The following is a 24,408-nucleotide window of genomic DNA, read 5'->3' as shown; positions in this document are numbered from 1 at the left end:
CTCCCTGTTGGTCCGTGCGGGATCATCTGCGCGCTTGGAGCGTTCCTGCAAGTATGGACAAAATTGATAGTATGGACTTTTTCGGCGCTGCTCCTATCCTCGGCTCGAGCCCGGCTGGCGCATGGAGGAGACGACATGGCGAAGGCGATTGCGGCGCGCACCTGTCCGGTCGCGGCCTTTCAGAAAATGATCAGCGGCAAGTACAAGCTGCGCATCGTCTGGGACCTCAAGGACGGTCCGCGCCGCTATGGCGAAATCAGGAGCGGCCTGTTGCGTGGCACGGTCGGCAGCGCCGAGATCACCCCGCGCGTGCTCAGCCGGGAATTGAAGGCGCTGACGCAAAGCGGCCTGATCGATCGCAAGGACTTTGGCGAGGTGCCGCCCAAGGTCGAGTATCGCCTGACACGCAAGGGCAAGAGCTTCGTGCCGGTCGTCGCCGCCATCCGTGCCTGGGGCGAGCGCAACCTGAGCGGACCCGTGCCGCTCGCGGACGCTGCGGAATAGAGCATGATCCGGAAAAGTGTGAAGCGGTTTTCCCTCGCGACAAACGCGGAACGCGTTTGCGCGGAGATCATGCTCAAATAGAAGCGGTCACATCTCGCCGGTGATGAACGGGTTGGTCATCCGCTCCTGGCCGATGCTCGAGCCGGCGCCGTGGCCGCAGATGAAGCCGACATCGTCGCCGAGCGGCAGTAGCTTGGTCTTGATTGAATTGATCAGCGTCGCGTGACTGCCGCCGGGCAGGTCGGTGCGTCCGACCGAGCCCGCGAACAGGACGTCACCGACATGGGCAAAGCGCAAGTCCTTGTTGAAGAACGCTACGCTGCCCGGTGAGTGGCCGGGGCAGTGCAGAATGTCGAACCGCAAGCCGCCGATCGACACGGTGTCGCCCTCCTCCAGCCAGCGGTCGGGCGCAAAATTGCGCACCCCGGTCATGCCGAAGCGCGCACCGCTCTCGACCACATTGTCGAGCAGGAACTTGTCCGCCGCATGCGGGCCTTCGATCGGCACCTTCAGCGCATCGCGTAAGTCGGCTGCGCCACCGACATGATCGATATGACCGTGGGTCAGCCAGATCTTCTCCACGGTGACGCCGGTCTGCTTGATCGCCTCCAGAATCTTCGGCACGTCCCCGCCGGGATCGATCACCACGGCCTTCTTGCCGGGCTCGTCCCAGATGATGGTGCAATTCTGCTCGAACAGCGTCACGGGAACGATGATCGCGCCGGCCTTGGCTTGCTGGGGGTCCCTGGTGTCATTTTGCTCAGTCATGGGCGTCACAATGCTGATTTTTGCCCGATCTCCAAGCAAAAGATTCGTGCTCGTTCCAGGGAACGGCGGCGGCGCCCGCCACACCGCCGTCCCAATTGGCCTGCTGGTTTGAACCGGGGCGTTCCTTCCGCGTTCTCCCGCGCGGAGCAAATCTCAGGATGGCGATTCCAACATGGCTCAGGGCGGCGAGAACTGGTGGCGCGAGGGCATCTTCTATCAGGTCTATCCGCGCTCCTTTCAGGACTCGAATGGTGACGGGGTCGGCGATCTCGCCGGCATCCTGCGGCGGCTGCCTTATGTGAAATCCCTCGGCGTCGACGCGATCTGGCTGTCGCCGATCTTTCCCTCGCCGATGGCCGATTTCGGCTACGACATCTCCGACTATGTCGGCATCGAGCCCCTGTTCGGCACGATGGCGGATTTCGACGCGCTTCTCGGCGCCGCGCATGACAACGGCTTGAAGCTGATCCTCGATCTCGTGCCCAACCACACCTCCGACCAGCATCCCTGGTTCCTCGAGAGCCGGTCCTCGCGCGACAACCCCAAACGCGATTGGTACATCTGGCGCGATCCGAAGCCTGACGGCAGCGCGCCGAACAACTGGCTGTCGGAGTTCGGCGGCAGCGGTTGGCAGTTCGACGAGACGACCGGCCAATATTACCACCACGCCTTCCTCGCCCAGCAGCCCGATCTCAACTGGCGCAATCCGGATGTCCGCGCGGCGATCTACGACGTGATGCGGTTCTGGCTGGAAAAAGGCGTCGACGGCTTTCGCGTCGACGTGATCTGGCACCTGATCAAGGATGCCGAATTCCGCGACAATCCGCCAAACCCGCATTATGTCGAAGGCCGGCCGCCGAACGAAAAGATCCTGACGCAATATTCCACCGACCAGCCGGAGGTGCATGACGTGATCGCGCAGATGCGCCGCGTCACCGATGCCTATGGTGCGCGCGTGCTGATCGGCGAAATCTATCTGCCGCTGCACCGTCTCATGGCCTATTACGGCAACGATCTCACCGGCGCGCAGATGCCGTTCAATTTCGCGCTGCTCTCGACCTTCTGGAGCGCGCGGTCGATCGAGAAGATCATCGAGGATTACGAGAAGGCGCTGCCGAAAGGCGCCTGGCCGAACTGGGTGCTCGGCAATCACGACCGTCCGCGGGTCGCAAGCCGGGTCGGGCCGGAGCAGGCCCGTGTCGCCGCCATGCTGTTGCTGACGCTGCGCGGCACGCCGACGCTCTACTACGGCGACGAGATCGGCATGCATCAGCTCGCGATCGCGCCCGAGGACGTACGCGATCCCTTCGAGAAGAACGTCCCCGGCATCGGCGTCGGCCGCGACGGCTGCCGCACGCCGATGCAGTGGGATTCGTCCAACTTCGGCGGCTTCTCGGACGTCAGGCCATGGCTGCCGCTGCCGGAGGATCACATCCATGAAAACGTCGTCAATCTCGAAGCCGACCCACGCTCGATTCTCGCGCTGTACAAGCGGCTGATCGCGTTACGAAAGGCCTGTCCGCCGCTGGTATCGGGCGACTATCACCCGATCGCGGCGCAAGGCGATCTCTTGGTCTATCGCCGCGAGGCCGAGGGCAGGGCGGCGATCGTGGTGCTCAATCTCGGCCCCGATCCGATCGCCGTGACCACCAGCGCGGTTCGCTTCGGCAGCGAGATATTGCTCTCGACGTTTTTGGATCGCGAGGGCGAGAAGCTCGAAGGCGTGCTCGATCTGCGCGGCAATGAGGGCGTGGTGGTGACGCCGCCTTCCTGACCGTCGTCCCGGCCTTCGCCGGGACGACGGCGGAGAATGGGGAGGCATCTCGTCTGTATCGAAGGTGTTCGCACCCGATGGAATCGGCTACACTCCCCCCATGGACAGCACCGTCCGCAACATCGCCCTCGTGCCGCCGCCCGACCGCCGCCAGTCAGAGACGGCGTTGGCGATCGCGCGCGGCACAGCGCGGTTGCTGCGCTCGCTCGGTTTCTCCTGCATCAGCGAATTGCCGCTGCCGTCAGGCCGGCGCGCCGATCTGGTGGCGCTGAACGAGCGCGGCGAGATCTGGATCGTCGAGATCAAATCGTCGGTGGACGATCTGCGCGCCGATCAGAAATGGCCCGAATACCGCGCCCATTGCGACCGGCTGTTCTTCGCCTTCACGCAGGATCTGCCCTGCGAGATCTTTCCGGAAGGCACCGGCCTGATCATCGCCGACGCCTACGGCGCGCATCTGCATTGCGAGGCGCCGGAGCACAAGCTGCCGGCGCCGACGCGCAAGCAGATGACCGTGCGCTTCGCGATGGCGGCAGGCTTGCGGATCAATCGGCTGGTCGATCCGCAAGGGCATGCGGAGTTCTGGGAGTAGCTGCGTACAGTAAGTAAGACCCTCATCCTGAGGAGCGCGCTCTTTGCGCGCGTCTCGAAGGATGAAGGCCGAGCTGCTACAGCGCGGCCTGCATGGTTCGAGACGGCGCTGACGCGCCTCCTCACCATGAGGAGATAGATCGAATAGCCGGAAGTGCGTTACCGCGGCGCGCGCTTGGCCAGAATCCGCTGCAACGTGCGCCGATGCATGTTCAGCCTCCGCGCCGTCTCCGAGACGTTGCGGTTGCACATCTCGTAGATGCGCTGAATGTGCTCCCAGCGCACGCGGTCGGCCGACATCGGGTTCGCCGGCAGCTCGGATTTGTCCGAGCCGGTTGAGAGCAGCGCGGCGACGACGTCGTCGGCATCCGCAGGCTTGGAGAGATAATCGATCGCGCCCATCTTCACCGCGGTCACCGCGGTGGCGATGTTGCCATAGCCGGTCAGCACGATGGCGCGGGCATCGGGCCGTTTCTTCTTCAGCGCCGAGACGACGTCGAGGCCGTTGCCGTCGCCGAGCCGCAGGTCGACCACGGCGAATGCGGGCGCCGCCTTGCCGATCTGTGCAAGACCATCCGAGACCGTGTCGCACGATGTCACGGCGAAGCCGCGTGTTTCCATCGCGCGCGACAACCGCTCCAGAAACGGCTTGTCGTCCTCCACGATGAGAAGCGAGCGGTCGGTCCGTTCGTTCAGTTCGGCGATGGCGTTCAAGGTTTTGTCCTCTCTCCAGCGCGTCCACATATGGCGTCACAATCAGGCAGTGCCAAGGCCGCCAATAGTAGATCGGCCCCGTTGTGCGACGCAAGGTCGCGGCCTATCCTATTGTTTCTTCAAGCGTCTCGATAGCCTCAAAACGCTGCCTGGGCCACGCAATCTGGACTACCGCACCATGGTCCGGGAAAGTCCGATTGCTAAACGCGACCTTGGCACCGGTTCGTTCCAGCAAGGTGCGTGCGATGAAGACACCAAGTCCAAGGCCGCCGCCTTCGTCCTGGCTGCGCCGCCGCGACAGATAGGGCTCGCCGATCCGGTTCAACAAATCGGGCGGAATGCCCGGGCCGTCGTCGGAGATCACGAGCTCGATGGTATCGTTGTTCCACCAGGCGTTCACCTCGACGGTGGTATTGGCGAAATCGACGGCGTTCTCGATGATGTTGCCGACGCCGTAGAGGATCGCCGGGTTGCGCGAGCCGACCGGTTCGGCCGCGGCGGCAATTGCGATCCGCACCTTGATGTCGATGCCGAAATCGCGGTGCGGTGCCACCACCTCCTCGATCAGCTCGGACAGCTTCATGCGGTCGAACGGCGCGCCGCTGGAGGAGAGTTGCGTGATCTTGCTCAGGATGTCGCGGCAGCGCTGCGTCTGCTCGCGCAAGGTTTTCAGGTCGGCAGCAAAGCTAGGCTCTTTCACCGTCTTTTCCAGCTCGCGCGAGATCAGGAAGATGGTCGCCAGCGGCGTGCCGAGCTCGTGCGCGGCGGCCGCAGCGAGCCCGTCGAGCTGGGTCAGATGCTGTTCACGCGTCAGCACCAGCTCCGTGGCAGCCAGCGCGTCCGTAAGCTTGCGCGCCTCCTGGGTCACCTGGAAGGAGTAGAGGCTGGTGACGCCGATCGCGAGCACGATCGAGAGCCAGACACCGACGAGATAGATCGGCGGCAGCACCAGCGGATCGTCGGAATCCCAGGGCAGCGGCAGATGGAAGAAGAACAGGATCGAGGCACAGGCCACGGCGAGGAGACCAAGGCCGAAGGTGAGCCGCGCGGGCAGCGCGGTCGCCGAGATCAGCACGGGCGCGAGGAACAGGAACGAGAACGGGTTCTGCAATCCGCCAGTGAAGAACAGCAGCCCCGCCAGTTCCACGATGTTCAGCGCAAGCAGTCCGGCCGCCTGGATCGGCTCGAGCCGCTGCATCGGATTGGCCGCGGTTTGCAGCGCCAGATTGACCGCCGCCGACAGCGCGATGATGCTGACGCAAGGAACGATTTCAACGTTGAACTCGAGCCCCTGCGCCACGATGAAGATCGCGGCGAGCTGGCCCAGCACCGCGAGCCAGCGCAGCCGCAGGATCGTGTCGAGGCGGATATGTCGCTGCACGTGGCGAAAATCGGTATCGGCGGTCTCGGTCATCTCTTCCAATCTAACGACGCATGGGGCCGATCACAAACACGCTTGGCCACACGTTCCATCGCCTTGCAAGCCTCTTACATCAAGCCTTTACAACAAGCCTTTGCGTCTAGACCTTACGTCAAGTCTTGCGCTTGATCCCGCAATGGCGGAAGAACGGCCCCAGCATGACCGGGAACGACAACGCTTCAAGTCGGCCGACTGTCGCGGATGAGATTTCGTCCGCGGCAATCGAGGTCGACCGTCTGGTCAAGGTCTACAAGCAGACCCGCGCGGTGGACGACATCTCATTTTCGCTTCCACGCGGCAGCATCACCGGCCTGCTGGGCGGCAACGGCGCCGGCAAGACCACCACCATCGCGATGATCATGGGCCTGGTGCTGCCGACCTCCGGCCGCGTACGGGTGCTCGGGCACCGGATGCCGGAGCAGAGCGCCGCGGTGCTGGGGCGGATGAATTTCGAGAGTCCCTATGTCGACATGCCGATGCGGCTCACGGTCCGCCAGAACCTCACCGTCTTCGGCAAGCTTTATGCGGTGAAGAATCTCGCCGACCGCATCGCAAAGCTGGCCGGCGACCTCGACCTCACCGAATTCATCGATCGCGCCAACGGCAAGCTCTCCGCCGGGCAGAAGACCCGTGTCGCGCTCGCCAAAGCGCTGATCAACCAGCCGGAGCTGCTGCTGCTGGACGAGCCGACCGCCTCACTCGATCCTGATACGGCCGACTGGGTGCGGGCGCATCTGGAACGCTATCGCCGCGACAACAATGCCACCATCCTGCTTGCCTCGCACAATATGCTCGAGGTCGAGCGGCTCTGCGATCGCGTCATCATCATGAAGCGCGGCCGCATCGAGGATGACGACACTCCCGAGGCCATCATGACGCGCTACAATCGCTCGACGCTGGAGGAAGTGTTCCTGGATGTCGCGCGCGGCCGGGGGAATGGCGTTCGGGAGGCCGCGCGATGAGCGAGCCCCTATGTTTCAGCCGTAGCCTGGATGGAGCGAAGCGCAATCCGGGGCCTTCGTCGCTTGTGGCACGATTCCCGGATTGCGCCACCGGGCGGCGCTTTGCGCCGACCCGTTGGCTCCATCCGGGCTACTCGGTGCAGCCATGAGCGAACTGTCCCTCCATCGCGGCATTTCCATGCAGCGCATCGGCGCGATGATCCTGCGCTACTGGTATCTCCTGATGTCGTCCTGGCCGCGGCTGCTCGAGCTGCTGTATTGGCCGGCGCTCCAGGTCATCACCTGGGGCTTCCTGCAGCTCTACATCGCTCAAAACGCCAATTTCTTCGCGCGCGCAGGCGGCACGCTGATCGGCGCCGTCATCCTCTGGGACATCCTGTTCCGCGGACAGCTCGGCTTTTCGATCTCGTTCCTAGAGGAGATGTGGGCGCGCAACATCGGCAATCTCATGATGAGCCCGTTGAGGCCGATCGAGTTTCTGCTGTCGCTGATGATCATGAGCCTGATCCGGCTCGCGATCGGCGTCATTCCGATGACGCTGCTGGCGCTGTTCCTGTTTCAGTTCAACGTCTACGGCCTCGGCCTGCCGCTGATCGCCTTCTTCTGCAATCTGATCTTCACCAGCTGGTCGGTTGGCATCTTCGTCTCGGGGCTGGTGCTGCGGAACGGATTGGGAGCCGAGAGCATCGTCTGGACCTTAATGTTCGCGATCCTGCCGCTTGCCTGCGTCTACTATCCCGCCAGCGTGCTGCCCGCCTGGCTGCAATATGTCGCCTGGGCGCTGCCGCCGACCTATGTGTTCGAGGGAATGCGCGCACTTCTGATCGAGAACACCTTCCGCACCGACCTGATGCTGGATGCGCTGGCGATCAATGCGGCGCTGCTGGTTGCATCTTTTGGGGCATTCCTCGCCCTTTTGCGCAGCGCCAAGAAAAACGGCTCGCTGCTGTCGGGCGGCGAATAGCTTCACTTTCCCGTGGATTCAGGCTGGTTTAGCCGTGTGCGGCACGTAGATCTACGGAACCAAGCATTGACGCAATATTACGCATTCGGCAGTATGCTGCGATGCGAAGAGGGATATGATCATGCCTATTGGTGAGTTCGGCGGCGCGCCGCCCCTGGCGGCTGAAGGCAGTCCGGTCCTGACGACGCCGATGTACTGGATGTACGAGATGGCGCAGGCCTCTCTCAATCCGGCACGCGCCGTCACCGATGCGACCAAGCTCCTGTTTCAGAATCCCCTGAATCCCTGGGCGCGCACCGAGGTCGGCAAATCGCTCGCCGCGGCCTGCGAATTGTTCGAGCGCACCACGCGCCGCTACGGCAAGCCGGAATGGGGCCTCAACGATACCGAGGTCAACGGCATCCGCGTCCCCGTCGAGGTCCGCTCGGTCTGGGAAAAGCCGTTCTGCCGGTTGCTCTACTTCGATCGTAAGTTCGCGCGTCCCGTGCGCAGTCCGCAGCCACGCGTGCTGATCGTCGCGCCGATGTCGGGCCACTATGCGACGCTGCTCCGCGGCACGGTCGAAGCCTTCCTGCCGGCGCATGAGGTCTACATCACCGACTGGGCCGACGCCCGCATGGTTCCGCTCAGCGACGGCCGCTTCGATCTCGACGATTACATCGACTACGTCATCGAGATGCTGCACGTCCTCGGCGGCAACACCCATGTGATGGCGGTGTGCCAGCCCTCCGTGCCTGTCGTCGCCGCCGTTTCGATCATGGAGGCGCGGCGCGATCCCTTCGTGCCGACCTCGATGACGCTGATGGGGGGCCCGATCGACACCCGGCGCAATCCGACCGGCGTGAACAATCTCGCCCAGGAGCGCGGCATCGACTGGTTCCGCAACCACGTCATTACCAAGGTGCCGTTCCCGCATCCGGGCATGATGCGCGACGTCTATCCGGGATTCCTGCAGCTGAACGGCTTCATCAGCATGAATCTCGACCGGCATATGAATGCTCACAAGCAGCTCTTCGCCAATCTGGTGAAGGGCGACGGCGACCTCGTCGACAAGCACCGCGACTTCTACGACGAATATCTTGCGGTGATGGATCTCTCCGCCGAATATTATCTGCAAACGGTCGACACCGTGTTCGTAAAGCACTCGCTGCCGAAGGGCGAGATGACCCATCGTGGAACACGCGTCGATCCCTCCAAGGTCACGCGCGTCGCGTTGATGACGGTCGAAGGCGAGAACGACGACATCTCCGGGCTCGGCCAGACCGAAGCGACGCACGGATTGTGCAGTTCGATTCCCGAGCACCGCCGTGTTCACTACGTCCAGAAGGGCGTCGGACATTACGGCGTGTTCAACGGATCGCGCTTCAAGTCGGAAATCGTGCCGCGGATACACGATTTCATGGTCTCGGCAGCGAATCCGAATTCATTGCAGGCTCTCGCAGCCGAATAGCAGCGTTTTTCGGCTTTCCCGTCAAAAATTCGAAGCCCGCCGGAGGGCTGGTTCCCGCCAGATTCGTGGTATTTAGGTAGTTTTCTAGGAGTGAGTCTTACCTCACCCCTTGGGGGTGCCGCATGCGTTCAACGGGGGCGAAAAATTGGGGTTCCAACCCCAGTCTGTAGGGTCTCCCGGACGCCTGACCCCTGTATATTGGGCAAATGATTTGTTTTTGCGCCGAGCGCTTTCCCTGGCGGCGGTTATGGCAGAATCCGGGCGCACTCCTGCCCCCCGGACTGACAGACATGGCCACTCGCGCGCTTCTCTATCGGCGGCCCCACGAGCCGAAGACCCTCGTCATCACTCATGGATCGCAATTTTTCGCGATTCGGCTGCGTCGGCACCGCCGCGCACGCCGTTACACGCTGAGAATTCATCCGAGCGATCGCGAAGCCATCCTCACCATGCCGCCGCGCGGCACGCTCGCCGAGGCGAAAGACTTCGCGCAACGTCACGGCGCCTGGATCGCGGCACGTCTCGGCCGATTGCCGAAGGCGGCACCGTTCCAGCCCGGCACACTGATACCGCTTCGCGGGGTGCCCCATCGCATCGTTCATCGCGCCAGCACGCGCGGCACGGTGTGGACCGAGGTGCGCGATTCCGGTGAACGCATTCTCTGCGTCGCCGGCGGCGTCGACCATGCCGACCGCCGCGTCCATGACTTCCTCAAGCGCGAGGCGCGCCGGGATCTTCAGCGCTCGGCGGAGGCCTATGCGGTCGAACTCGGCGTCAAGGTCAAGCGGCTCTCGATTCGCGATCAATCCAGCCGCTGGGGCTCTTGCACCTCGGCCGGCTCGCTGTCGTTCTCCTGGCGCCTGATCCTCGCGCCGCCCTTCGTGCTCGACTATCTCGCCGCCCATGAGGTCGCCCATCTCGTCGAGATGAATCACTCGGCGCGGTTCTGGCGCGTGTGCGGAAAAGTCTGCCCGTCGATGGAGCGCGCCAAGAAGTGGCTCGACACCTACGGCAACGATCTGCACCGTTATGGGGCCGAGGATTAGGACTGGGTGCGAGCATCACGGAAGCTGTCATCGCCCGCGAAGGCGGGCGATCCAGTATTCCAGAGACGGTTGTTATTAAGCCGAGACGCCGCGGCGTACTGGATTCCCCGCCTTCGCGGGGAATGACAGTCGAGAGTGAGGCGACACTAGCGCGTTTTGCGCGACTCTCGCTCCACGCCGCGGTGATTGCGTGCCACGCTTGATTTGCGTCGTCGCCTCAAAGGTTTCGCACAATCAGCCGCGCGTCGCGCCGGACATCCCCGGCTACTGTGCATGGGGTTGTTTTTCAGTTTTGGTTTTGAGGCCGCAGAGATCTCGGGCCGACGCTACCGATTTCCGCCGAACAGCCGGTCCATCAACCAGCCATCGAGTCCCGCCGCGGGTTCCGGCCGCACATTGGTGCGCGTCGGCGGCGGGCGATAGCCGCTAGTGGTGGCCGGTGCTGAAGCAGATGGTGTCGGCGGCGACACTTGCGAGGCGGCCTGCGCTAGATTCGACAGCCCCCAGCCACCTGGCGAGCTCGGCAGGTTCGCGACCGGCACGCCTTCGTGCGCGGTGCGCATGAAGCGGGACCAGACTTCCACCGGCAGGCCGCCGCCGGTCGCCTTCTTGGTCGGCGAGTTGTCATCGTTGCCGAGCCAGACGCCGGTGACGAGGTTGGCGGTGTAGCCGATGAACCAGGCGTCGCGATAATCCTGGCTGGTGCCGGTCTTGCCGGCTGCCGGCCAACCGGGGATCTCCGCCTTCTTGGCGGTGCCGGAGATCAGCGTCTCCCGCATCATCGTGTTCATCATGCCGACATAACGGGGGTCGATCACCTGGTTGTGCTCGTCGGCCTGGCGCATATAGAGCAGCTTGCCGTCGAGCGTCTTGATCCGCCGCACTACATGCGGCGCCACCGCGAAACCGCCATTGGCGAAGGGCGCATAGGCGCCGACCAGCTCGACCACCGAGACCTCGGAGGTGCCGAGCGCGATCGAGGCGTTGGGCTCGAGCTTCGAGGAGATGCCGAGCCGGTGCGCGGTGCGCACCACGTTCTTCGGCCCGACCTCGAGCCCGAGCCGGATGGCGACCGTGTTGAGCGACATTGCCAGCGCCTGCGTCAGCGTCACCGCGCCGAAATATTCATGGGTGTAGTTCTCAGGTCTCCAGCCCTTGACCTCGATCGGCGCGTCCTGGCGGATGGTGTCGGGCGTCAGCCCGGCTTCGAGCGCGGTCAGATAGACGAACGGCTTGAACGAGGAGCCCGGCTGGCGCCTTGCGGTGACCGCGCGGTTATACTGGCTCTCGGCATAGTTCCGCCCGCCGACCATGGCGCGCACGCCGCCGTCGGGCGTCATCGCCACCAGCGCGCCCTGGCTGACATTGAACTTCACGCTCTTGGCCGCGAGCTCGTCGATGATGGCGGCCTCCGCCACGCTTTGGAGCTTCGGATCGATCGTGGTCTCGACCGTGATGCTCTGGTCGATCTGTCCGACGAGGTCGTCCAGCACCTCGCCGATCCAGTCGGCGACGTAATTGACGGTGCCGGCGCCGACCGGCTTCACATTGTAGGAGGGATGGCCGATCGAAGCCTTGGCCTGCGCGTCGGTGATGAATTTGGCGTCCGCCATCGCCGTGAGCACGATTTGCGCGCGCGCTTCCGCGCCTTCCGGATTGCGGTTCGGCGCCAGCCGCGACGGCGATTTGACGAGGCCGGCCAGCATCGCGGCTTCGGCGACGGTGACGTTCTTCGCCGACTTGCCGAAATAGCGTTGCGCAGCGGCCTCGACGCCGTAGGCGCCGGAGCCGAAATAGACGCGGTTGAGATAGAGTTCGAGAATCTCGTTCTTGGAATGCTTGCGCTCCAGCCAGATCGCGAGCTCCGCCTCCTGCAGCTTGCGCGCCATGGTGCGTTCCTGGGTCAGGAACAAATTCTTGGCGAGCTGCTGCGTCAAGGTCGAGCCGCCCTGCGACACCCCCCGATGGAGCACGTTGGTGACGAGGGCGCGCAGGATCCCGACCGGGTCGATGCCGAAATGCGAATAGAAGCGGCGGTCCTCGATAGCGATGAACGCCTTCGGCAGATAGGGCGGCAGATCCTTCAGCGACACGTTGGCGCCGGCCATCTCGCCGCGCTGCGCCAGCATGCTGCCGTCGATGCCGACGATCTGGATCGTCGGCGGCCGCTTGGGGATTTCCAGCGACTGGATCGGCGGCAGATGCGCGCCCACCCAGACCACGATTCCGACCACGGCGATCGCGCCCCACAGGCCCAGCACCGCGCCCCAATAGACCAGACGGCCGAGGCTAAAACTGCCACGGGACTTCGACCGGCGCTTGGCGCCGCTGCGGCTGGCCTGCGCCTTCCGCTCGCGCGGCGGCTCGTCACCTGAATTCTCGCTCTTGCGCTTGGTAGATGATTTTGCGGATTTTTTCGGCTTATCCTCGGCGTTGGGGATGCGGTCTGCCACCGTCAGGCGCAGATCGGCGAGCGCCGCGGGCAGGCCGAATAGCGGCTCTTTCCGCCCGCCACCCTTTTTCTTTCCCCACGCCATACGCAAAACGCCCGGTCAGCCCGCCCCGCCGCACGCTAGCGGTCGCTGTTTAAGGCCCGGTTACCCAGAGCTTAACGCGCGATTAGGAGGTGCGGCATTCGCCCGCCGCAGTTCCGCTCGTCAGGCGGCGGCGCTAGGATCGACGGGATAAAAACGAGGGAAAACGCATGGGCCATATCGATCCGACCAAGGAGATCTTTGCGCAATTCCGGGACAACGACCGCCCCGGTCCGATCCACATGCTCAACCTGGTGCGGCTGCGCAAAGAGGCAGCCTATCCGGACGGCCGCAAAGTGTCCGGTGCGGAAGCATATGCGGCCTATGGCCGCGAGAGCGGCCCGGTGTTCGAGCGGCTTGGCGGCCGCGTCGTCTGGCAAGGCAAATTCGAGCTGATGCTGATCGGCCCGCAGGAGGAGCGCTGGGACCACTGTTTCATCGCCGAATACCCAAGCGTCAAAGCCTTCGTCGAGATGATCCGCGATCCCGTCTATCGCGAAGCGGTGAAGCACCGGCAGGCGGCGGTAGAGGACTCGCGCCTGATCCGCCACGCGGTGCTGCCGGTGGGAAAGAATTTTGGCGAGATACCGGAGTAGACGCCTACAAATCGGCGATCCCTCTCTCCGTCATCCTTGAGCTGCGAGCTCTTGCGAGCCTCGAAGGATGCGCGGCCCCGATTTCTCCGCACGGCCAATAGCAGGGCCGTCGCCCTTCGAGGGCCGCTGTAGAAGCGGCCACCTCAGGGTGACGGAGATGGATTGGGTGAAGCTCCAAAAAAATCGGCGGCCGGAAGGCCGCCGATCGCCTTTCAGAATTCAAACAACCACTAACCGGCCGGACCTGCATCCTCCATGATCGGACCGAACAGCTCCCAGCGCTCGCCGTTGAACTTCATCATCTGCATCTGCTTGTTGACGCGGTAGTCGTTCGACCCGGTGTTGATCTTGATGCCGGGCAGCGCGAAGCTCGGGGTGAAGTCCTTGATGTTGGCGACCTGCCTCATGACGTTCTCGCGCGTGAGGTCGTCGCCGCATTGCTTCAAGACCTGCGTCAGCAGCTCGGCCACCGAATAGGCATAGGTGTTGACGGTGTTGAGCTTGTCGCCTTCCGGGAAATACTTGTCCATGAAGGCGAAGAAGGCCTTCACGCCCGGATCGTCCTTCCACTGCGGATCGCCCGGCTCCTTGCCGTATTGGGTCGAAATGATGCCCTTGGAGATGTCGAGGCCGGCCGGCTTCAGCGTTGCCGAGATCGGGCTCGCATTGATGTCGAGGATGTGGACCGGCGTCCAGCCGAGATCGGCAAGCTTCTTGATCGCCTGTGCCGCGAATTTCGGTGTCGAGGCATCAAAGAACACGTCGACGCCCATCGACTTCAGCTTGACGACCTGAGAGTCCACGGTCGGATCGGTGACCTCGTAGGACAGCTCGCCGACGACCATGCCGGCGGCCTTGTCGCCGAGCCCGCTCTTCAGACCGGCGAGATAGTCGCGGCCCATGTCGTCGTTCTGGTAGAGCACGCCGATCTTGGCGTTGGGGTGATTGGCGAGAATGTACTTTGCGTAGATGCGCCCCTCGGACACGTAGTTCGGATTATACGCGATGGTCCAGGGATAGTTCTGCGGATCGTTGAAGCGTGCGGCGCCGGTCGAGGCCAGCAACTGCGGCACCTTCTTGCCGTTGAGATATTTTTGTACGGCGGCATTCGCCGCGGTACCTATCAGCTGGAAGGTGAACAGCACCTCGTCGCCTTCGACGAGCTTGCGCACCTGCTCGACCGTCTTCGGCGGCGAATAGGCGTCGTCATACTGGATCAGATTGATCTTGCGGCCATTGATGCCGCCCTGATCGTTGATCATCTTGAAGTAGGCGGCCTGGGTCTTGCCGATATTGGCGTAGACGGAATAGGCCCCGGAGAACGGCACGGTCTGGCCGATCTTGATCTCGGTGTCGCTCGCACCGGTATCGTATTTCTTCTGTGCCAGGGCTTGGCTGGCTGAGAACGCGAAGGCGAGCGCCGCCGTGGCAGCTATGAAGGCTCTGCGATTGTTCATGTTGGGTCGTTCCTCCTGACGGAATTTTCGATCGATGGTCTTTTTCCGTTGATTGCAACGGTCGCCATCGCTGCCGAAGATTGTGGAGGAACGTTCGCCGCCGCGCAAGGATCGCGACGCCGCGCCGGAGCGGCCAAGAGATTTAGGCCAGGAATAATGCGGCCAGCGCGATCGCGGCCGGCAGGGCCTGCACGATCAGGATGCGCGTGCTGACGGTCGCCGCACCGTAGGCGCCGGCCACGATCACGCAAAGGAGGAAGAACGCCTTGATCTGGAACGCGAACGCCGGATTGCCGTGGACGAGGCCCCAGATCAGGCCGGCGGCGAGGAAGCCGTTATAGAGCCCCTGATTGGCGGCCAGCACTTTGGTGATCTCGGCCTTCTCCGGCGTGTTGCGGAATGTCTTCAGGCCCAGCGGCTTGTCCCAAAGGAACATCTCCAGGATCAGGAAGTAACCGTGCAGCGCGGCGACCAGCGCTACCAGGACATTGGCGATCAGGATCAAGTTGAGCTCCCCCAAAGCGTCAGCTTTCGGGTGGACGTTAGCATGGCCGGCATGGCAAGTGCGACACGTGTTTGGATGCAATGGTGAAGCAATGACCGGCCGACCGACACGTTTGCCCGAGAGTTTTGGCCTCGATCGCCTGGCGACGCCGATCGGGATCGCGTTGCTCGTCACCGATGCCGAGGGCGCGTTGCGCGCGCTCGACTGGGAAGACTACGAGCACCGCATGCGCGAGCTGCTGCGCCTGCATCATGGCGCGGTGTGTCTCAGTGACCAGCCTGCGCCGGCGGCCATGCGGGCTGCGCTGTCGGGCTATTTCGAAGGTGATCTCGGCCAGCTTTCAGCCGTCGCGTGGCGCGTCACCGGCACGCCGTTCCAGCGCAAGGTCTGGACCGCGCTTGCCCAAATCCCCGCCGGCACCACGCTGAGCTATGGCGCGCTCGCCGCCAGGCTCGGCATGCCCAAAGCGGTCCGCGCCGTCGGCCATGCCAACGGCTCCAACCCGATCAGCGTCGTGCTGCCCTGTCACCGCCTGATCGGTGCCGACGGTTCCTTGGTAAAATATGGCGGCGGCCTGGAGCGCAAGCGCTGGCTGCTTCGGCACGAGGGGGTGGAGATTTAGTGAGCCTGCTCAGCGCCCCAGCCTCTTCCCTTGTCATTCCGGGGCGCGCGAAGCGCGAGCCCGGAATCCATCTGTCACCGGTTGCGAGATGGATTCCGGGTTCGCCGCTGACGCGGCGCCCCGGAATGACAGATGGAGAGAGGCTTCGCGCCGTCCCTCACGCCGCCGGCGCAACCGCCTTGTCGCCGGCCATGACATGGGTCAGCGCGCTCTTGATCGCGGCTTGGCGCGTCGGTGCGTTGATCTGCGCGCCGAGGAGGTCGGTGACGTAGAACACGTCGCGGGCGCGCTCGCCGAAGGTTGCGACATGGGCCGAGGCGATGTTGAGATTGAGCTTCGAGATCGCGGTCGTCAGCTCGTAGAGCAGGCCGGGACGGTCGAGGCCGGACACCTCGATCACGGTGTAGCGGTCGGACCATTGGTTGTTGATGGTCACTTCCGGCTCGATCACGAACGGCCGCGCCTTGCTGCGCACGGTGCGACGCGCCACCACTTCCGGCAGGCGCAGCTTGCCTTCCAGCACGTCCTCGATCATCTCGCCGATCCGGGTGGCGCGCCGTCCCTCGTCCTCGTCGCGGTCGTACTCGCGGGAGATCGAGATGGTGTCGAGTGCTCGGCCGTCGGTCGTGGTGTAGATCTGGGCGTCGACGATGTTGGCGCCGGCCGAGGCACAGGCGCCCGCGATGATCGAGAGCAGCCAGGGATGGTCGGCGGCGAAGATCGTCAGTTCCGTGACGCCGCGCACCTCGTCGAAGCCGACATTGATCGCGAGCTTGTGGCCGGCCTGTTCGCTGGAGCGGACGAAGCGGGCGTGGCGGATCTTTCGCGGCAGCTCGACCTTGAGCCAGTAGGCCGGATAATGCCGGCCGATATAGGCATCGAGCTCTTCCTTAGGCCATTCGGCGAAGGCGATGCGGAATTCGCCGTGTGCGGCTGCCAGGCGCTTGCCCCGGTCGACCTCCGAGAAGCCGCCGGTGAGCACCGGCTCGGTCTCGTAGTACAGGGAGCGAAGCAGCTGCGCCTTCCAGCCGTTCCACACGCCCGGACCGACGCCGCGAATGTCGGCGGTGGTCAGGATCGTCAGCAGCTTCATCTGCTCGACCGACTGCACCACGGCGGCGAAATTCTCGATGGTCTTGCGGTCGGACAGGTCGCGCGACTGCGCAACCGTCGACATGGTCAGATGCTCCTCGATCAGCCAGGCCACGAGCTCGGTGTCGGCCGGGCTGAAGCCGAGCCGCGGGCACAGCCGGCGCGCCACCTTGGCGCCGGCGATTGAGTGATCCTCGGGCCGGCCCTTGGCAACGTCGTGCAGCAGTGTCGCGATGTAGATCACGGACCGGTGCTCCGGCCGGGTCTTGCGCATGAGGTCGCTGGCGAGCGTGAACTCCTCGCTGCCGCCGCGCTCGATGTCCTGGAGGAAGCCGATGCAGCGGATCAGATGCTCATCGACGGTGTAGTGATGATACATATTGAACTGCATCATCGAGACGATCTTGCCGAAGGCGCGGATGAAGTGGCCGAGCACGCCAGTCTCGTTCATGCGTCGCAGCACGATCTCGGCGTTGTCGGAGGTCAGGATCTCCATGAACAGCCGGTTGGCTTCGGGGTTCTCGCGAAGCTGCGCGTTGATCAGGCCGAGCGAGCGCGTCACGTCGCGCATCGCATCCGGATGGAAGGCGAGGTTGTTCTTCTGCGCCAGGCGGAAGATGCGGATCAGATTGACCGGGTCGTGCTTGAACACGTCGGGCGCGGCGACGTTGATGCGGTTGTTGTCGACGATGAAGTCGTCGCTGTCGGGCACGCGCCGCTTCACGGCGGTGGGCCGCAGCCGCGCCATCATCCGGCTCAGTACCGGCGCGGGCTTGGCCTGCTGGTCCTCGAGCTTGGCGCAGAGGATGGCGGTGAGGTTGCCGACTTCCTTGGCGACCAGGAAGTAGTGCTTCATGAAGCGTTCGACGTCCTGCATGCCGGGATGCGAGGTGTAGCCGAGCCGGACCGCGATCTCGCGCTGGAGATCGAACGACAGCCGCTCTTCAGCCCGTCCGGAGTGGAAGTGCAGGTTGCAGCGCACCGACCAGAGGAAGTCTGCGCAGCGGCGGAAGGTGCGGTATTCCTGCGCGTCGAACACGCCGCGCTCGACCAGCTCGTCAGTGTCGCGGACGCGGTAGACATACTTCGCGATCCAGAACAGCGTGTGCAGGTCGCGCAAGGCCCCCTTGCCGTCCTTGACGTTGGGCTCCACCAGATAGCGCGACTGACCGCCGCGACGGTGCCGTTCCTCGCGCTCGGCAAGCTTTGCGGTGACGAATTCCGATGCGGTGCCTTGCACCACTTCCTTGTCGAAGCGTGCAACCAGCTCCTCATAGAGCGGCTTGTCGCCGGTGAGGAAGCGCGTCTCCAGGATCGCGGTGCGGATCGTCATGTCGCCGCGCGCCTGCCGGATCGATTCATCCACCGAGCGCGTGGCGTGACCGACCTTCAACCCCATGTCCCACAGGCAATAGAGAATTGCTTCCGCCACCTGCTCGCCCCAGGCGGTCTGCTTGTAGGGCAGGATGAAGAGCAGATCGATGTCGGACTCGGGTGCCATCAGGCCGCGGCCATAGCCGCCGGTCGCCACCACCGCCATGCGCTCGGCCCCGCTCGGAATCGGCGAGCGATAGAAATGACGGGTGGCCGCCGAATACAGGATGCGGATGATCTCGTCCTGCACGTGGCACAGCCGCTCGGCGCAGCGGCGGCCGTGGCGATCCTTCAGCAGGATCGCTTGCGCCGCGGCGCGCGCCGCGATCAGTTCGGCCTTGAGCAGTTGCGCAACTGCGGTGCGGAACGTGTCCTCGCGTCCCTGGTGCTTTTCGGCAAGCGCGTCGACCGCGGCGGTGATCCGCGCGCTGTCAAAACGATCATCCACCTCGGCCCTGTGCTCAGTCGCGACGCTGTCCATGCCTCACCGGATATAAGAGGCGACAGGCGCTGTCACCCGCCATTCTCTGGCAATAGTCGTTCCACGCTTGGAAAGGCGTGCTCGTGCAGATTCGTATTCCGCGAGCCTGCCTTGAAGATGTGGGTTCTCGGCTCAAATCTAAGGTTAACTAATTGAAAAACAATAAAATTACAGTGACCGCAGAGGCGATCCCGTCTTGCGGCCGGCCGGCATCGTCGACAATCCCGCCTCAAGCCGGTATTCGAGGGGCGATTTTTCCGGGAGAGAACAAGATGGACGCCGCAGAGCTGCGCCAGATGCAGGCCCCGATCAAGGAGCGCTACAAGACCGACCCCAAGGCCGCGCTGATCACGCTGAAGGCCAAGGGCTCCACCGACAGCGACGGCATTGCCTGCAAGGTCGAGACCGGCCGTGCCATCGCGATGGCCGGCCTGCATCCGGCCACCGGCGGCTCCGGCCTCGAGCTCTGCTCCGGCGACATGCTGCTCGAAGCCCTGGTCGCCTGCGCCGGCGTCACGATGAAATCGGTCGCGACCGCGATCGAGGTGCCGTTGAAGACCGGCAACGTCTACGCCGAGGGCGATCTCGATTTCCGCGGCACGCTCGGCGTCGACAAGGAGACGCCGGTCGGCTTCGCCGAGATCCGCCTGCGCTTCGAAGTCGACACCGACGCTCCGCAGGACAAGCTCGATCTTCTGCTCAAGCTCACCGAGCGTTATTGCGTGGTCTATCAGACCATCAAGAACGGCCCGAAGGTCTCGGTGTCGATGCAGCGGATGTAAGGCTCTTACCCTCCCCTGGAGGGGGAGGGTCGATCGCGCGCAGCGCGAGCGGGGTGGGGTGATCTCTCCGCGTCGCACAGTGCCCGTGTTGAGAGATCACCCCACCCCGTCTCGCATCGCTGACGCGCCGCGAGCCGACCCTCCCCTCCAGGGGAGGGTGTTCACAGCACCCATGCACATCGAACTCCACTTCATCTTCATCCTCATCCTTCTCCTGCGCATGGCGATCGCGGCGGCGTTTGTCGTGTCGGCGTCGATCATCACGGAGCGCTCCGGCCCGGTGATCGGCGCGCTGGTCGCGACCTTGCCGGTGTCGGCCGGTCCGTCCTACGTCTTCCTCGCGCTCGACCATGACGCCGCCTTCATCGCGCAAGGCGCGCTGTCGAGCCTTCCGGTCAATGCTGCGACGATCTTCATGTGTCTCGCCTATGTCGTGCTGGCGCAGCGGCGTAGCCTTGCCGTGAGTTGCGGAAGCGCTGTCGCGATCTGGATCGTGCTTGCCTCGATCATCCGCCAGTTCGATTGGCCGCTCACCGCAGGGCTCGCCGTCAATCTGGTTGCGTTCGGCATCTGCATTCCGCTGCTCGCGCGCTATCGCCACGTGAAGATGCCGCTGGTGACCCGCCGCTGGTACGACATTCCGATGCGGGCTACGCTGGTCGCGACGCTTGTCGCCATCGTTGTCTCGACATCGGGCTGGGTCGGTCCCCGGATCAGCGGCATCATCGCGCTGTACCCGGTCGTGTTCACCAGCATCATGGTGATCCTGCATCCGCGCATTGGCGGTCCGCCGACGGCGGCCGTGCTCGCCAACTCCGCCTGGGGCCTGCTCGGATTTGGTATGGCGATCGCGGTGATGCACGTCGCGGTGGCTTCGTGCGGCTCTGCCATTGGTTTGTGTCTCGCGCTCGGCACCTGCGTGGCCTGGAATCTGACGCTATGGGGACTCGGGCGGCGTGCAATGCACAAGGCGTGGCAAGCACCGTGACACTACGGACATGCGTGATATCGAGTCGCGAACGGTATCTCCGGCGAAACCTGCTTGCCCCAACAGCGCGTGCATCTCCGCAACTCGTTGAATTACAAATCTCATTTCAGGTCACGCGATGGCCGCTGCCGAGTGCGAGCGAGCGTTCGTGCAGCGCTAAGTTGCTCTTTCGCCTGCCAATTTCCAAAAATCCGTTAGAACTTTATTCGAATTCTTCCGGTAGGAATTATCTTGCGTACCCGCCTCGGTTTTCGCCAATGCGAATTTTGCCCGCGGGAGTTGTCGATTGGAATTCGGCACCCGTTGCCGCGCTGTCACATCCCACTGGTCCCCGATGAGCATGTGCCATCGGCGCAATTTCAAACTTGGAGATTGATTGATGTTTGGTCGTAAGCCCACGTTCGATGCTCTCACTCTTCTGGCAGCCAAGGTGGTTGACGCGAACATTATGGTGGCGGACGAAAATCTGCACATCGTCTATCTGAACGATGCCGTGAAAAGCCTGCTTCGAGAAGCCGAGGCCGATCTCAAGAGGCAACTCCCCCAGTTCAGCGTCGATCGGCTGATCGGCTGCAATATCGACGTATTCCATAAGAATCCCAGCCATCAACGCCAGCTGCTCGAGGCTCTGAATTCCAAGCATCGTGCGACCATCAAGATCGGGAGCTGGACTTTCGACCTCATTGCAACCCCGTTCAAGTATCCCGATGGCAAGCGCGCCGGCATCGTGGTCGAATGGTCCGATGCGTCGATCCGCCTGCAAAATCTAAATTATGCGGCACAGGCCGCCGCCATCAGCCGCGCGCAGGCGGTCATCGAATTCAACCTCGACGGCACCGTTGTCACCGCCAACGAGAATTTCCTGAACACGTTGGGATATTCCCTGGATGAAATTCAGGGCAAGCATCACAGCCTGTTCATGCCGCCGGACGAGCGCGCTGCGGCCGCCTACCGCGAATTCTGGGCCGCACTCAACCGCGGCGAGCTTCAGGCCGGCGAATTCAAGCGCATCGGCAAGGGCGGTCGGGACGTCTGGATCCTGGCATCCTACAATCCGGTGCTGGACGAGAGGGGCAAGCCGTTCAAGGTCGTCAAGTTCGCCACCGACATCACTGCGGAGAAGCTGAAGAATGCCGATCTCGCCGGGCAGATCGCGGCGATCGACAAGGCGCAGGCGGTGATCGAGTTCGACATGGACGGCACGATCATCACCGCAAACGCGAACTTCCTCGGCGCGCTCGGCTATTCGCTGGCCGAGATCAAGGGCAAGCATCACAGCATGTTCGTTGAGCCGTCGGAGCGCGAGGGCGCTGCCTATCGCGAGTTCTGGGCCGCGCTCAACCGCGGCCAGTATCAGGCGGCCGAATACAGGCGTATCGGCAAGGGCGGCAAGGAGATCTACATCCAGGCCTCCTACAACCCGATTCTCGACCTCAACGGCAAGCCGTTCAAGGTCGTGAAATATGCGACCGACACCACGAAACAGGTGCTGGTCCGCATGGGCAACGAGCGTGTTCGCGGCATGATGGAGTCGGTCGCCGCGGGCTCGGAGGAACTGAACGCCTCGGTGCGGGAGATTTCCGAGGCCATGACCAAATCGCGCGAGACCGCGATGAGCGCGGTGGATCAGGTCGCATCCGCCGACGCGCAGGCCCAGCGCCTCACCGAGGCCGCACAGTCGATGAGCGGCATCGTCGAGATGATCAACAGCATCACCGGCCAGATCAACCTGCTGGCGCTGAACGCCACGATCGAATCCGCTCGCGCCGGCGAAGCCGGCCGCGGCTTCGCCGTGGTCGCCTCCGAAGTGAAGAGCCTCGCCAACCAGGCCAAGCAGGCGACCGACAAGATCGGCCAGGAGATCGGGAATCTCAACGGCATCTCCGGCGACGTCGTCGGCGCGCTCGGCTCGATCAAGCAGGCGATCAACAACGTCAGCGAATACGTGACCTCGACCGCGGCCGCCATCGAAGAGCAGAGCACGGTGACGGCCGAGATGTCGACCAGCATGCAGCGCGCTGCTGCGGAAGCAGCGGCGATCGCGGCGAGGGCGTAGCCAGCGGCGCATTCATCGCAGGTGGTGAGGCTATGGACGCCGGATGGGCGTCGAACTTTACCACCCGCGACCCGCGGGCTTCGCCTCTCCGGCTCGCAGGGCGCATCACGCGCTGCTCATTACCTGCCTGGCGGGAGTGGTGACCGAACGATCAGAATTCGGCGTCGATGTCGACGACGTCGATCAACTTGTGATTGACGAACTCCTTGATGCCCAAACCGAGCAGTTCGCGGCCGTAGCCGGAGCGGCGGATGCCGCCGAACGGCAGGTCGGCCTTGACCATCGTCGGATGGTTGACGAACACCATACCGGTCGAGATTTTCCTGGCCACGTCTGCCCCATGTTTGGGATCCGAAGTGAAGACCGAACCACCCAGACCGAACGGAGAATCGTTGGCGATGCGTACCGCGTCACTTTCATCCCTGGCGCGGAACAGCATCGAGACCGGCCCGAAAAACTCCCAATAGCGGGCGGGATTGTCTTCGGCGACGTCAGTCAAAATCGTCGGTTGCACGAACGCGCCTCTGTTGGGAACGCTGGGCCCGACTTCAGTCGCCTTGGCGCCGTAGCTGACCGCCTGCCGGATCTTCTCCTTGATCTCGTCGGCCGCGCCCTGCGACGACAGTGGCGCCAAGGTGGTTTCCGGAGCGAATGGATCGCCCGCGCGCAGGCCAGCTACGCCTTCGATATAGCGCTCGAGGAACTGGTCGTAGACTGTATCCACGACGATCATTCGCTTTGAGGATACACAGACCTGTCCGCCGTTCCAGTGACGACCGAAGACCGCCCATTTGATCGTCTTCTCCAAATCGGCATCAGCCAACACCACAAACGCGTCCGCGCCACCGAGCTCCATCGTGGATTTCTTCAAGGCCTTGCCAGCCTGGGCCGCGATCTGGGCGCCGGCAACCTCGGATCCAGTAAGCGCAACACCATGGACGCGCGGATCGTTCAGGATGAGCTCGATCTGCGAGCGCGTGGCGTAGAGATTCCTGAAGGCGCCCTTCGGCAGACCGGCTTCCCACATCAGCTTCTCGAAGGCCGCCGCGCTTTGAGGGACATTGGAGGCATGCTTGAGCAACATCGTGTTGCCGGCGGACAGTTGGGGCGCAATGATCCGCGCAATTTGGTAGTAGGGAAAATTCCAGGGTTCGATCGCCAGCAGTACGCCAAGCGGATCGTGCACAATCATCGCCTCCCCTTCCGAAGACTTGGCCACCGGCAGCTTCTGCGGCGCAAGCAGAGCCTCGGCATTCCGGACGTAGTACTCGAAGATCTCAGCGCATAGCTCCACTTCCGCCTTGGCCTCGGAAAAAAGTTTGCCCATCTCAAGGGTAAGAAGCTTGGCGTAAGAATCGATGCCCTTGCGCAGTATGTTCGCTGCCGCCTGCATCACTTCGGCGCGCTCGGCGAACGAGGTCTCCTTCCAGGACAGAAACGCAGTGTGTGCGTCATCGATGGCCTGCCTGACCTCATCATCGGCGGCATCCGGAAATGTCTTCTGCAATTCACCGGTATAGGGGTTTGTGGTGGCATAAGTCATGACGATCTCTTCTCTGCACATTGCGCCGGATCACGCATCTGGAGCCCGCCGCGCTGATTTTCAGGTTGTCATCCGGCGGCGCATCGAGCGTTGATCCGTGTCAAGCTGAGCACCGCGAACACGCCGGTGGTACTTCCTCAGCTTGGGAAACCGACGGAGGAATTGACGGCGACGGCGAGCACGAT

At 63.3% G+C, this 24,408-nt stretch carries 20 protein-coding genes; 12 read left to right on the top strand and 8 right to left on the bottom strand.

The annotated features are described in order from the left end of the window. Window positions 1-135: 135 nt before the first annotated feature. Window positions 136-504, top strand: coding sequence for a helix-turn-helix domain-containing protein (locus GWG65_RS12880; RefSeq protein WP_275195935.1), 369 nt, complete (start codon window positions 136-138; stop codon window positions 502-504). A gap of 87 nt (window positions 505-591) precedes the next feature. Here the strand turns inward: GWG65_RS12880 and GWG65_RS12875 are convergent, their stop codons facing one another. Continuing rightward, window positions 592-1,272: an MBL fold metallo-hydrolase gene (locus GWG65_RS12875; protein WP_275195934.1), complete on the bottom strand. Its 681-nt coding sequence runs from the start codon at window positions 1,270-1,272 to the stop codon at window positions 592-594. Between the two features lie 172 nt (window positions 1,273-1,444). On the opposite strand from GWG65_RS12875, the gene GWG65_RS12870 reads away from it, so the two are divergent. Both GWG65_RS12870 and GWG65_RS12865 read left to right on the top strand, forming a co-directional pair. Then, on the top strand, window positions 1,445-3,046 hold the full coding sequence (locus GWG65_RS12870) for an alpha-amylase family glycosyl hydrolase (RefSeq protein WP_275195933.1): 1,602 nt from the start codon (window positions 1,445-1,447) through the stop codon (window positions 3,044-3,046). A gap of 100 nt (window positions 3,047-3,146) precedes the next feature. Then, window positions 3,147-3,638 carry an MmcB family DNA repair protein gene (locus GWG65_RS12865; protein WP_275195932.1) on the top strand — a complete coding sequence of 164 codons (492 nt, stop codon included), beginning with the start codon at window positions 3,147-3,149 and terminating at the stop codon, window positions 3,636-3,638. A 158-nt stretch (window positions 3,639-3,796) separates the two neighbouring features. Here the strand turns inward: GWG65_RS12865 and GWG65_RS12860 are convergent, their stop codons facing one another. Both GWG65_RS12860 and GWG65_RS12855 read right to left on the bottom strand, forming a co-directional pair. Then, entirely contained in the window at window positions 3,797-4,351 is a 555-nt protein-coding gene (locus GWG65_RS12860; protein WP_275195931.1) for an ActR/PrrA/RegA family redox response regulator transcription factor, read from the bottom strand. Between the two features lie 103 nt (window positions 4,352-4,454). Next, the gene (locus tag GWG65_RS12855) at window positions 4,455-5,765 is read right to left on the bottom strand and encodes an ActS/PrrB/RegB family redox-sensitive histidine kinase (RefSeq protein WP_275195930.1); all 1,311 of its coding nucleotides are present in this window, start codon (window positions 5,763-5,765) and stop codon (window positions 4,455-4,457) included. Window positions 5,766-5,929: 164 nt separating this feature from the next. Between GWG65_RS12855 and GWG65_RS12850 the strand changes: the two genes are divergently transcribed. The 4 genes from GWG65_RS12850 to GWG65_RS12835 all read left to right on the top strand — a co-directional run bounded on the left by GWG65_RS12850 (window position 5,930) and on the right by GWG65_RS12835 (window position 10,193). Next, window positions 5,930-6,733, top strand: a complete 804-nt coding sequence (locus GWG65_RS12850) for an ABC transporter ATP-binding protein (RefSeq protein WP_275195929.1) — start codon at window positions 5,930-5,932, stop codon at window positions 6,731-6,733. Window positions 6,734-6,878: 145 nt separating this feature from the next. Continuing rightward, window positions 6,879-7,697, top strand: coding sequence for an ABC transporter permease (locus GWG65_RS12845; protein ID WP_275195928.1), 819 nt, complete (start codon window positions 6,879-6,881; stop codon window positions 7,695-7,697). 121 nt (window positions 7,698-7,818) lie between these two features. Further along, on the top strand, window positions 7,819-9,147 hold the full coding sequence (gene phaZ / locus GWG65_RS12840; protein WP_275195927.1) for a polyhydroxyalkanoate depolymerase: 1,329 nt from the start codon (window positions 7,819-7,821) through the stop codon (window positions 9,145-9,147). 206 nt (window positions 9,148-9,353) lie between these two features. Next, complete coding sequence (locus GWG65_RS12835; RefSeq protein WP_275195926.1) at window positions 9,354-10,193, top strand: SprT family zinc-dependent metalloprotease; 840 nt, start codon at window positions 9,354-9,356, stop codon at window positions 10,191-10,193. 326 nt (window positions 10,194-10,519) lie between these two features. Here the strand turns inward: GWG65_RS12835 and GWG65_RS12830 are convergent, their stop codons facing one another. Then, entirely contained in the window at window positions 10,520-12,730 is a 2,211-nt protein-coding gene (locus tag GWG65_RS12830; protein WP_275195925.1) for a penicillin-binding protein 1A, read from the bottom strand. Window positions 12,731-12,897: 167 nt separating this feature from the next. Between GWG65_RS12830 and GWG65_RS12825 the strand changes: the two genes are divergently transcribed. Further along, window positions 12,898-13,323, top strand: a complete 426-nt coding sequence (locus GWG65_RS12825) for a DUF1330 domain-containing protein (RefSeq protein ID WP_275195924.1) — start codon at window positions 12,898-12,900, stop codon at window positions 13,321-13,323. 230 nt (window positions 13,324-13,553) lie between these two features. Here the strand turns inward: GWG65_RS12825 and GWG65_RS12820 are convergent, their stop codons facing one another. Both GWG65_RS12820 and GWG65_RS12815 read right to left on the bottom strand, forming a co-directional pair. Beyond that, window positions 13,554-14,780, bottom strand: a complete 1,227-nt coding sequence (locus GWG65_RS12820) for an ABC transporter substrate-binding protein (protein WP_275195923.1) — start codon at window positions 14,778-14,780, stop codon at window positions 13,554-13,556. Window positions 14,781-14,922: 142 nt separating this feature from the next. Further along, a complete protein-coding gene (locus tag GWG65_RS12815) occupies window positions 14,923-15,279 on the bottom strand; it encodes a DUF1304 domain-containing protein (RefSeq protein ID WP_275195947.1) in 357 nt (118 codons plus the stop codon). A gap of 97 nt (window positions 15,280-15,376) precedes the next feature. On the opposite strand from GWG65_RS12815, the gene GWG65_RS12810 reads away from it, so the two are divergent. After that, a complete protein-coding gene (locus tag GWG65_RS12810; protein ID WP_275195922.1) occupies window positions 15,377-15,907 on the top strand; it encodes a methylated-DNA--[protein]-cysteine S-methyltransferase in 531 nt (176 codons plus the stop codon). A gap of 157 nt (window positions 15,908-16,064) precedes the next feature. Here the strand turns inward: GWG65_RS12810 and GWG65_RS12805 are convergent, their stop codons facing one another. Then, window positions 16,065-18,854 carry a [protein-PII] uridylyltransferase gene (locus GWG65_RS12805; RefSeq protein WP_275195921.1) on the bottom strand — a complete coding sequence of 930 codons (2,790 nt, stop codon included), beginning with the start codon at window positions 18,852-18,854 and terminating at the stop codon, window positions 16,065-16,067. A 272-nt stretch (window positions 18,855-19,126) separates the two neighbouring features. Between GWG65_RS12805 and GWG65_RS12800 the strand changes: the two genes are divergently transcribed. The 3 genes from GWG65_RS12800 to GWG65_RS12790 all read left to right on the top strand — a co-directional run bounded on the left by GWG65_RS12800 (window position 19,127) and on the right by GWG65_RS12790 (window position 22,680). After that, complete coding sequence (locus tag GWG65_RS12800) at window positions 19,127-19,636, top strand: OsmC family protein (RefSeq protein ID WP_275195920.1); 510 nt, start codon at window positions 19,127-19,129, stop codon at window positions 19,634-19,636. A gap of 172 nt (window positions 19,637-19,808) precedes the next feature. Continuing rightward, on the top strand, window positions 19,809-20,624 hold the full coding sequence (locus GWG65_RS12795) for a hypothetical protein (RefSeq protein WP_275195919.1): 816 nt from the start codon (window positions 19,809-19,811) through the stop codon (window positions 20,622-20,624). Window positions 20,625-21,003: 379 nt separating this feature from the next. Then, entirely contained in the window at window positions 21,004-22,680 is a 1,677-nt protein-coding gene (locus tag GWG65_RS12790; RefSeq protein WP_275195918.1) for a PAS domain-containing methyl-accepting chemotaxis protein, read from the top strand. A gap of 151 nt (window positions 22,681-22,831) precedes the next feature. Here GWG65_RS12790 and GWG65_RS12785 read toward each other — a convergent pair whose 3' ends face one another. Further along, window positions 22,832-24,223 (bottom strand): NAD-dependent succinate-semialdehyde dehydrogenase, encoded by a 1,392-nt coding sequence (locus GWG65_RS12785; protein WP_275195917.1) that lies wholly within the window; start codon window positions 24,221-24,223, stop codon window positions 22,832-22,834. Window positions 24,224-24,408: the final 185 nt, after the last annotated feature.

Source organism: Bradyrhizobium sp. CSA207 (assembly GCF_029051685.1).
In the GTDB taxonomy this organism is placed as follows: Bacteria; Pseudomonadota; Alphaproteobacteria; order Rhizobiales; family Xanthobacteraceae; genus Bradyrhizobium.
This window is presented reverse-complemented; position numbering and strand designations above follow the sequence as displayed.

Bases quoted from the DNA above. Each gene is read 5' to 3' on its own strand.
- GWG65_RS12880 (WP_275195935.1), top strand. From the start codon at position 136: ATGGCGAAGGCGATTGCGGCGCGCACCTGTCCGGTCGCGGCCTTTCAG.
- GWG65_RS12875 (WP_275195934.1), bottom strand. From the start codon at position 1,272: ATGACTGAGCAAAATGACACCAGGGACCCCCAGCAAGCCAAGGCCGGC.
- GWG65_RS12870 (WP_275195933.1), top strand. From the start codon at position 1,445: ATGGCTCAGGGCGGCGAGAACTGGTGGCGCGAGGGCATCTTCTATCAG.
- GWG65_RS12865 (WP_275195932.1), top strand. From the start codon at position 3,147: ATGGACAGCACCGTCCGCAACATCGCCCTCGTGCCGCCGCCCGACCGC.
- GWG65_RS12855 (WP_275195930.1), bottom strand. From the start codon at position 5,765: ATGACCGAGACCGCCGATACCGATTTTCGCCACGTGCAGCGACATATC.
- GWG65_RS12850 (WP_275195929.1), top strand. From the start codon at position 5,930: ATGACCGGGAACGACAACGCTTCAAGTCGGCCGACTGTCGCGGATGAG.
- GWG65_RS12845 (WP_275195928.1), top strand. From the start codon at position 6,879: ATGAGCGAACTGTCCCTCCATCGCGGCATTTCCATGCAGCGCATCGGC.
- phaZ (WP_275195927.1), top strand. From the start codon at position 7,819: ATGCCTATTGGTGAGTTCGGCGGCGCGCCGCCCCTGGCGGCTGAAGGC.
- GWG65_RS12835 (WP_275195926.1), top strand. From the start codon at position 9,354: ATGATTTGTTTTTGCGCCGAGCGCTTTCCCTGGCGGCGGTTATGGCAG.
- GWG65_RS12830 (WP_275195925.1), bottom strand. From the start codon at position 12,730: ATGGCGTGGGGAAAGAAAAAGGGTGGCGGGCGGAAAGAGCCGCTATTC.
- GWG65_RS12825 (WP_275195924.1), top strand. From the start codon at position 12,898: ATGGGCCATATCGATCCGACCAAGGAGATCTTTGCGCAATTCCGGGAC.
- GWG65_RS12820 (WP_275195923.1), bottom strand. From the start codon at position 14,780: ATGAACAATCGCAGAGCCTTCATAGCTGCCACGGCGGCGCTCGCCTTC.
- GWG65_RS12810 (WP_275195922.1), top strand. From the start codon at position 15,377: ATGACCGGCCGACCGACACGTTTGCCCGAGAGTTTTGGCCTCGATCGC.
- GWG65_RS12805 (WP_275195921.1), bottom strand. From the start codon at position 18,854: ATGGACAGCGTCGCGACTGAGCACAGGGCCGAGGTGGATGATCGTTTT.
- GWG65_RS12800 (WP_275195920.1), top strand. From the start codon at position 19,127: ATGGACGCCGCAGAGCTGCGCCAGATGCAGGCCCCGATCAAGGAGCGC.
- GWG65_RS12795 (WP_275195919.1), top strand. From the start codon at position 19,809: ATGCACATCGAACTCCACTTCATCTTCATCCTCATCCTTCTCCTGCGC.
- GWG65_RS12790 (WP_275195918.1), top strand. From the start codon at position 21,004: ATGTTTGGTCGTAAGCCCACGTTCGATGCTCTCACTCTTCTGGCAGCC.
- GWG65_RS12785 (WP_275195917.1), bottom strand. From the start codon at position 24,223: ATGACTTATGCCACCACAAACCCCTATACCGGTGAATTGCAGAAGACA.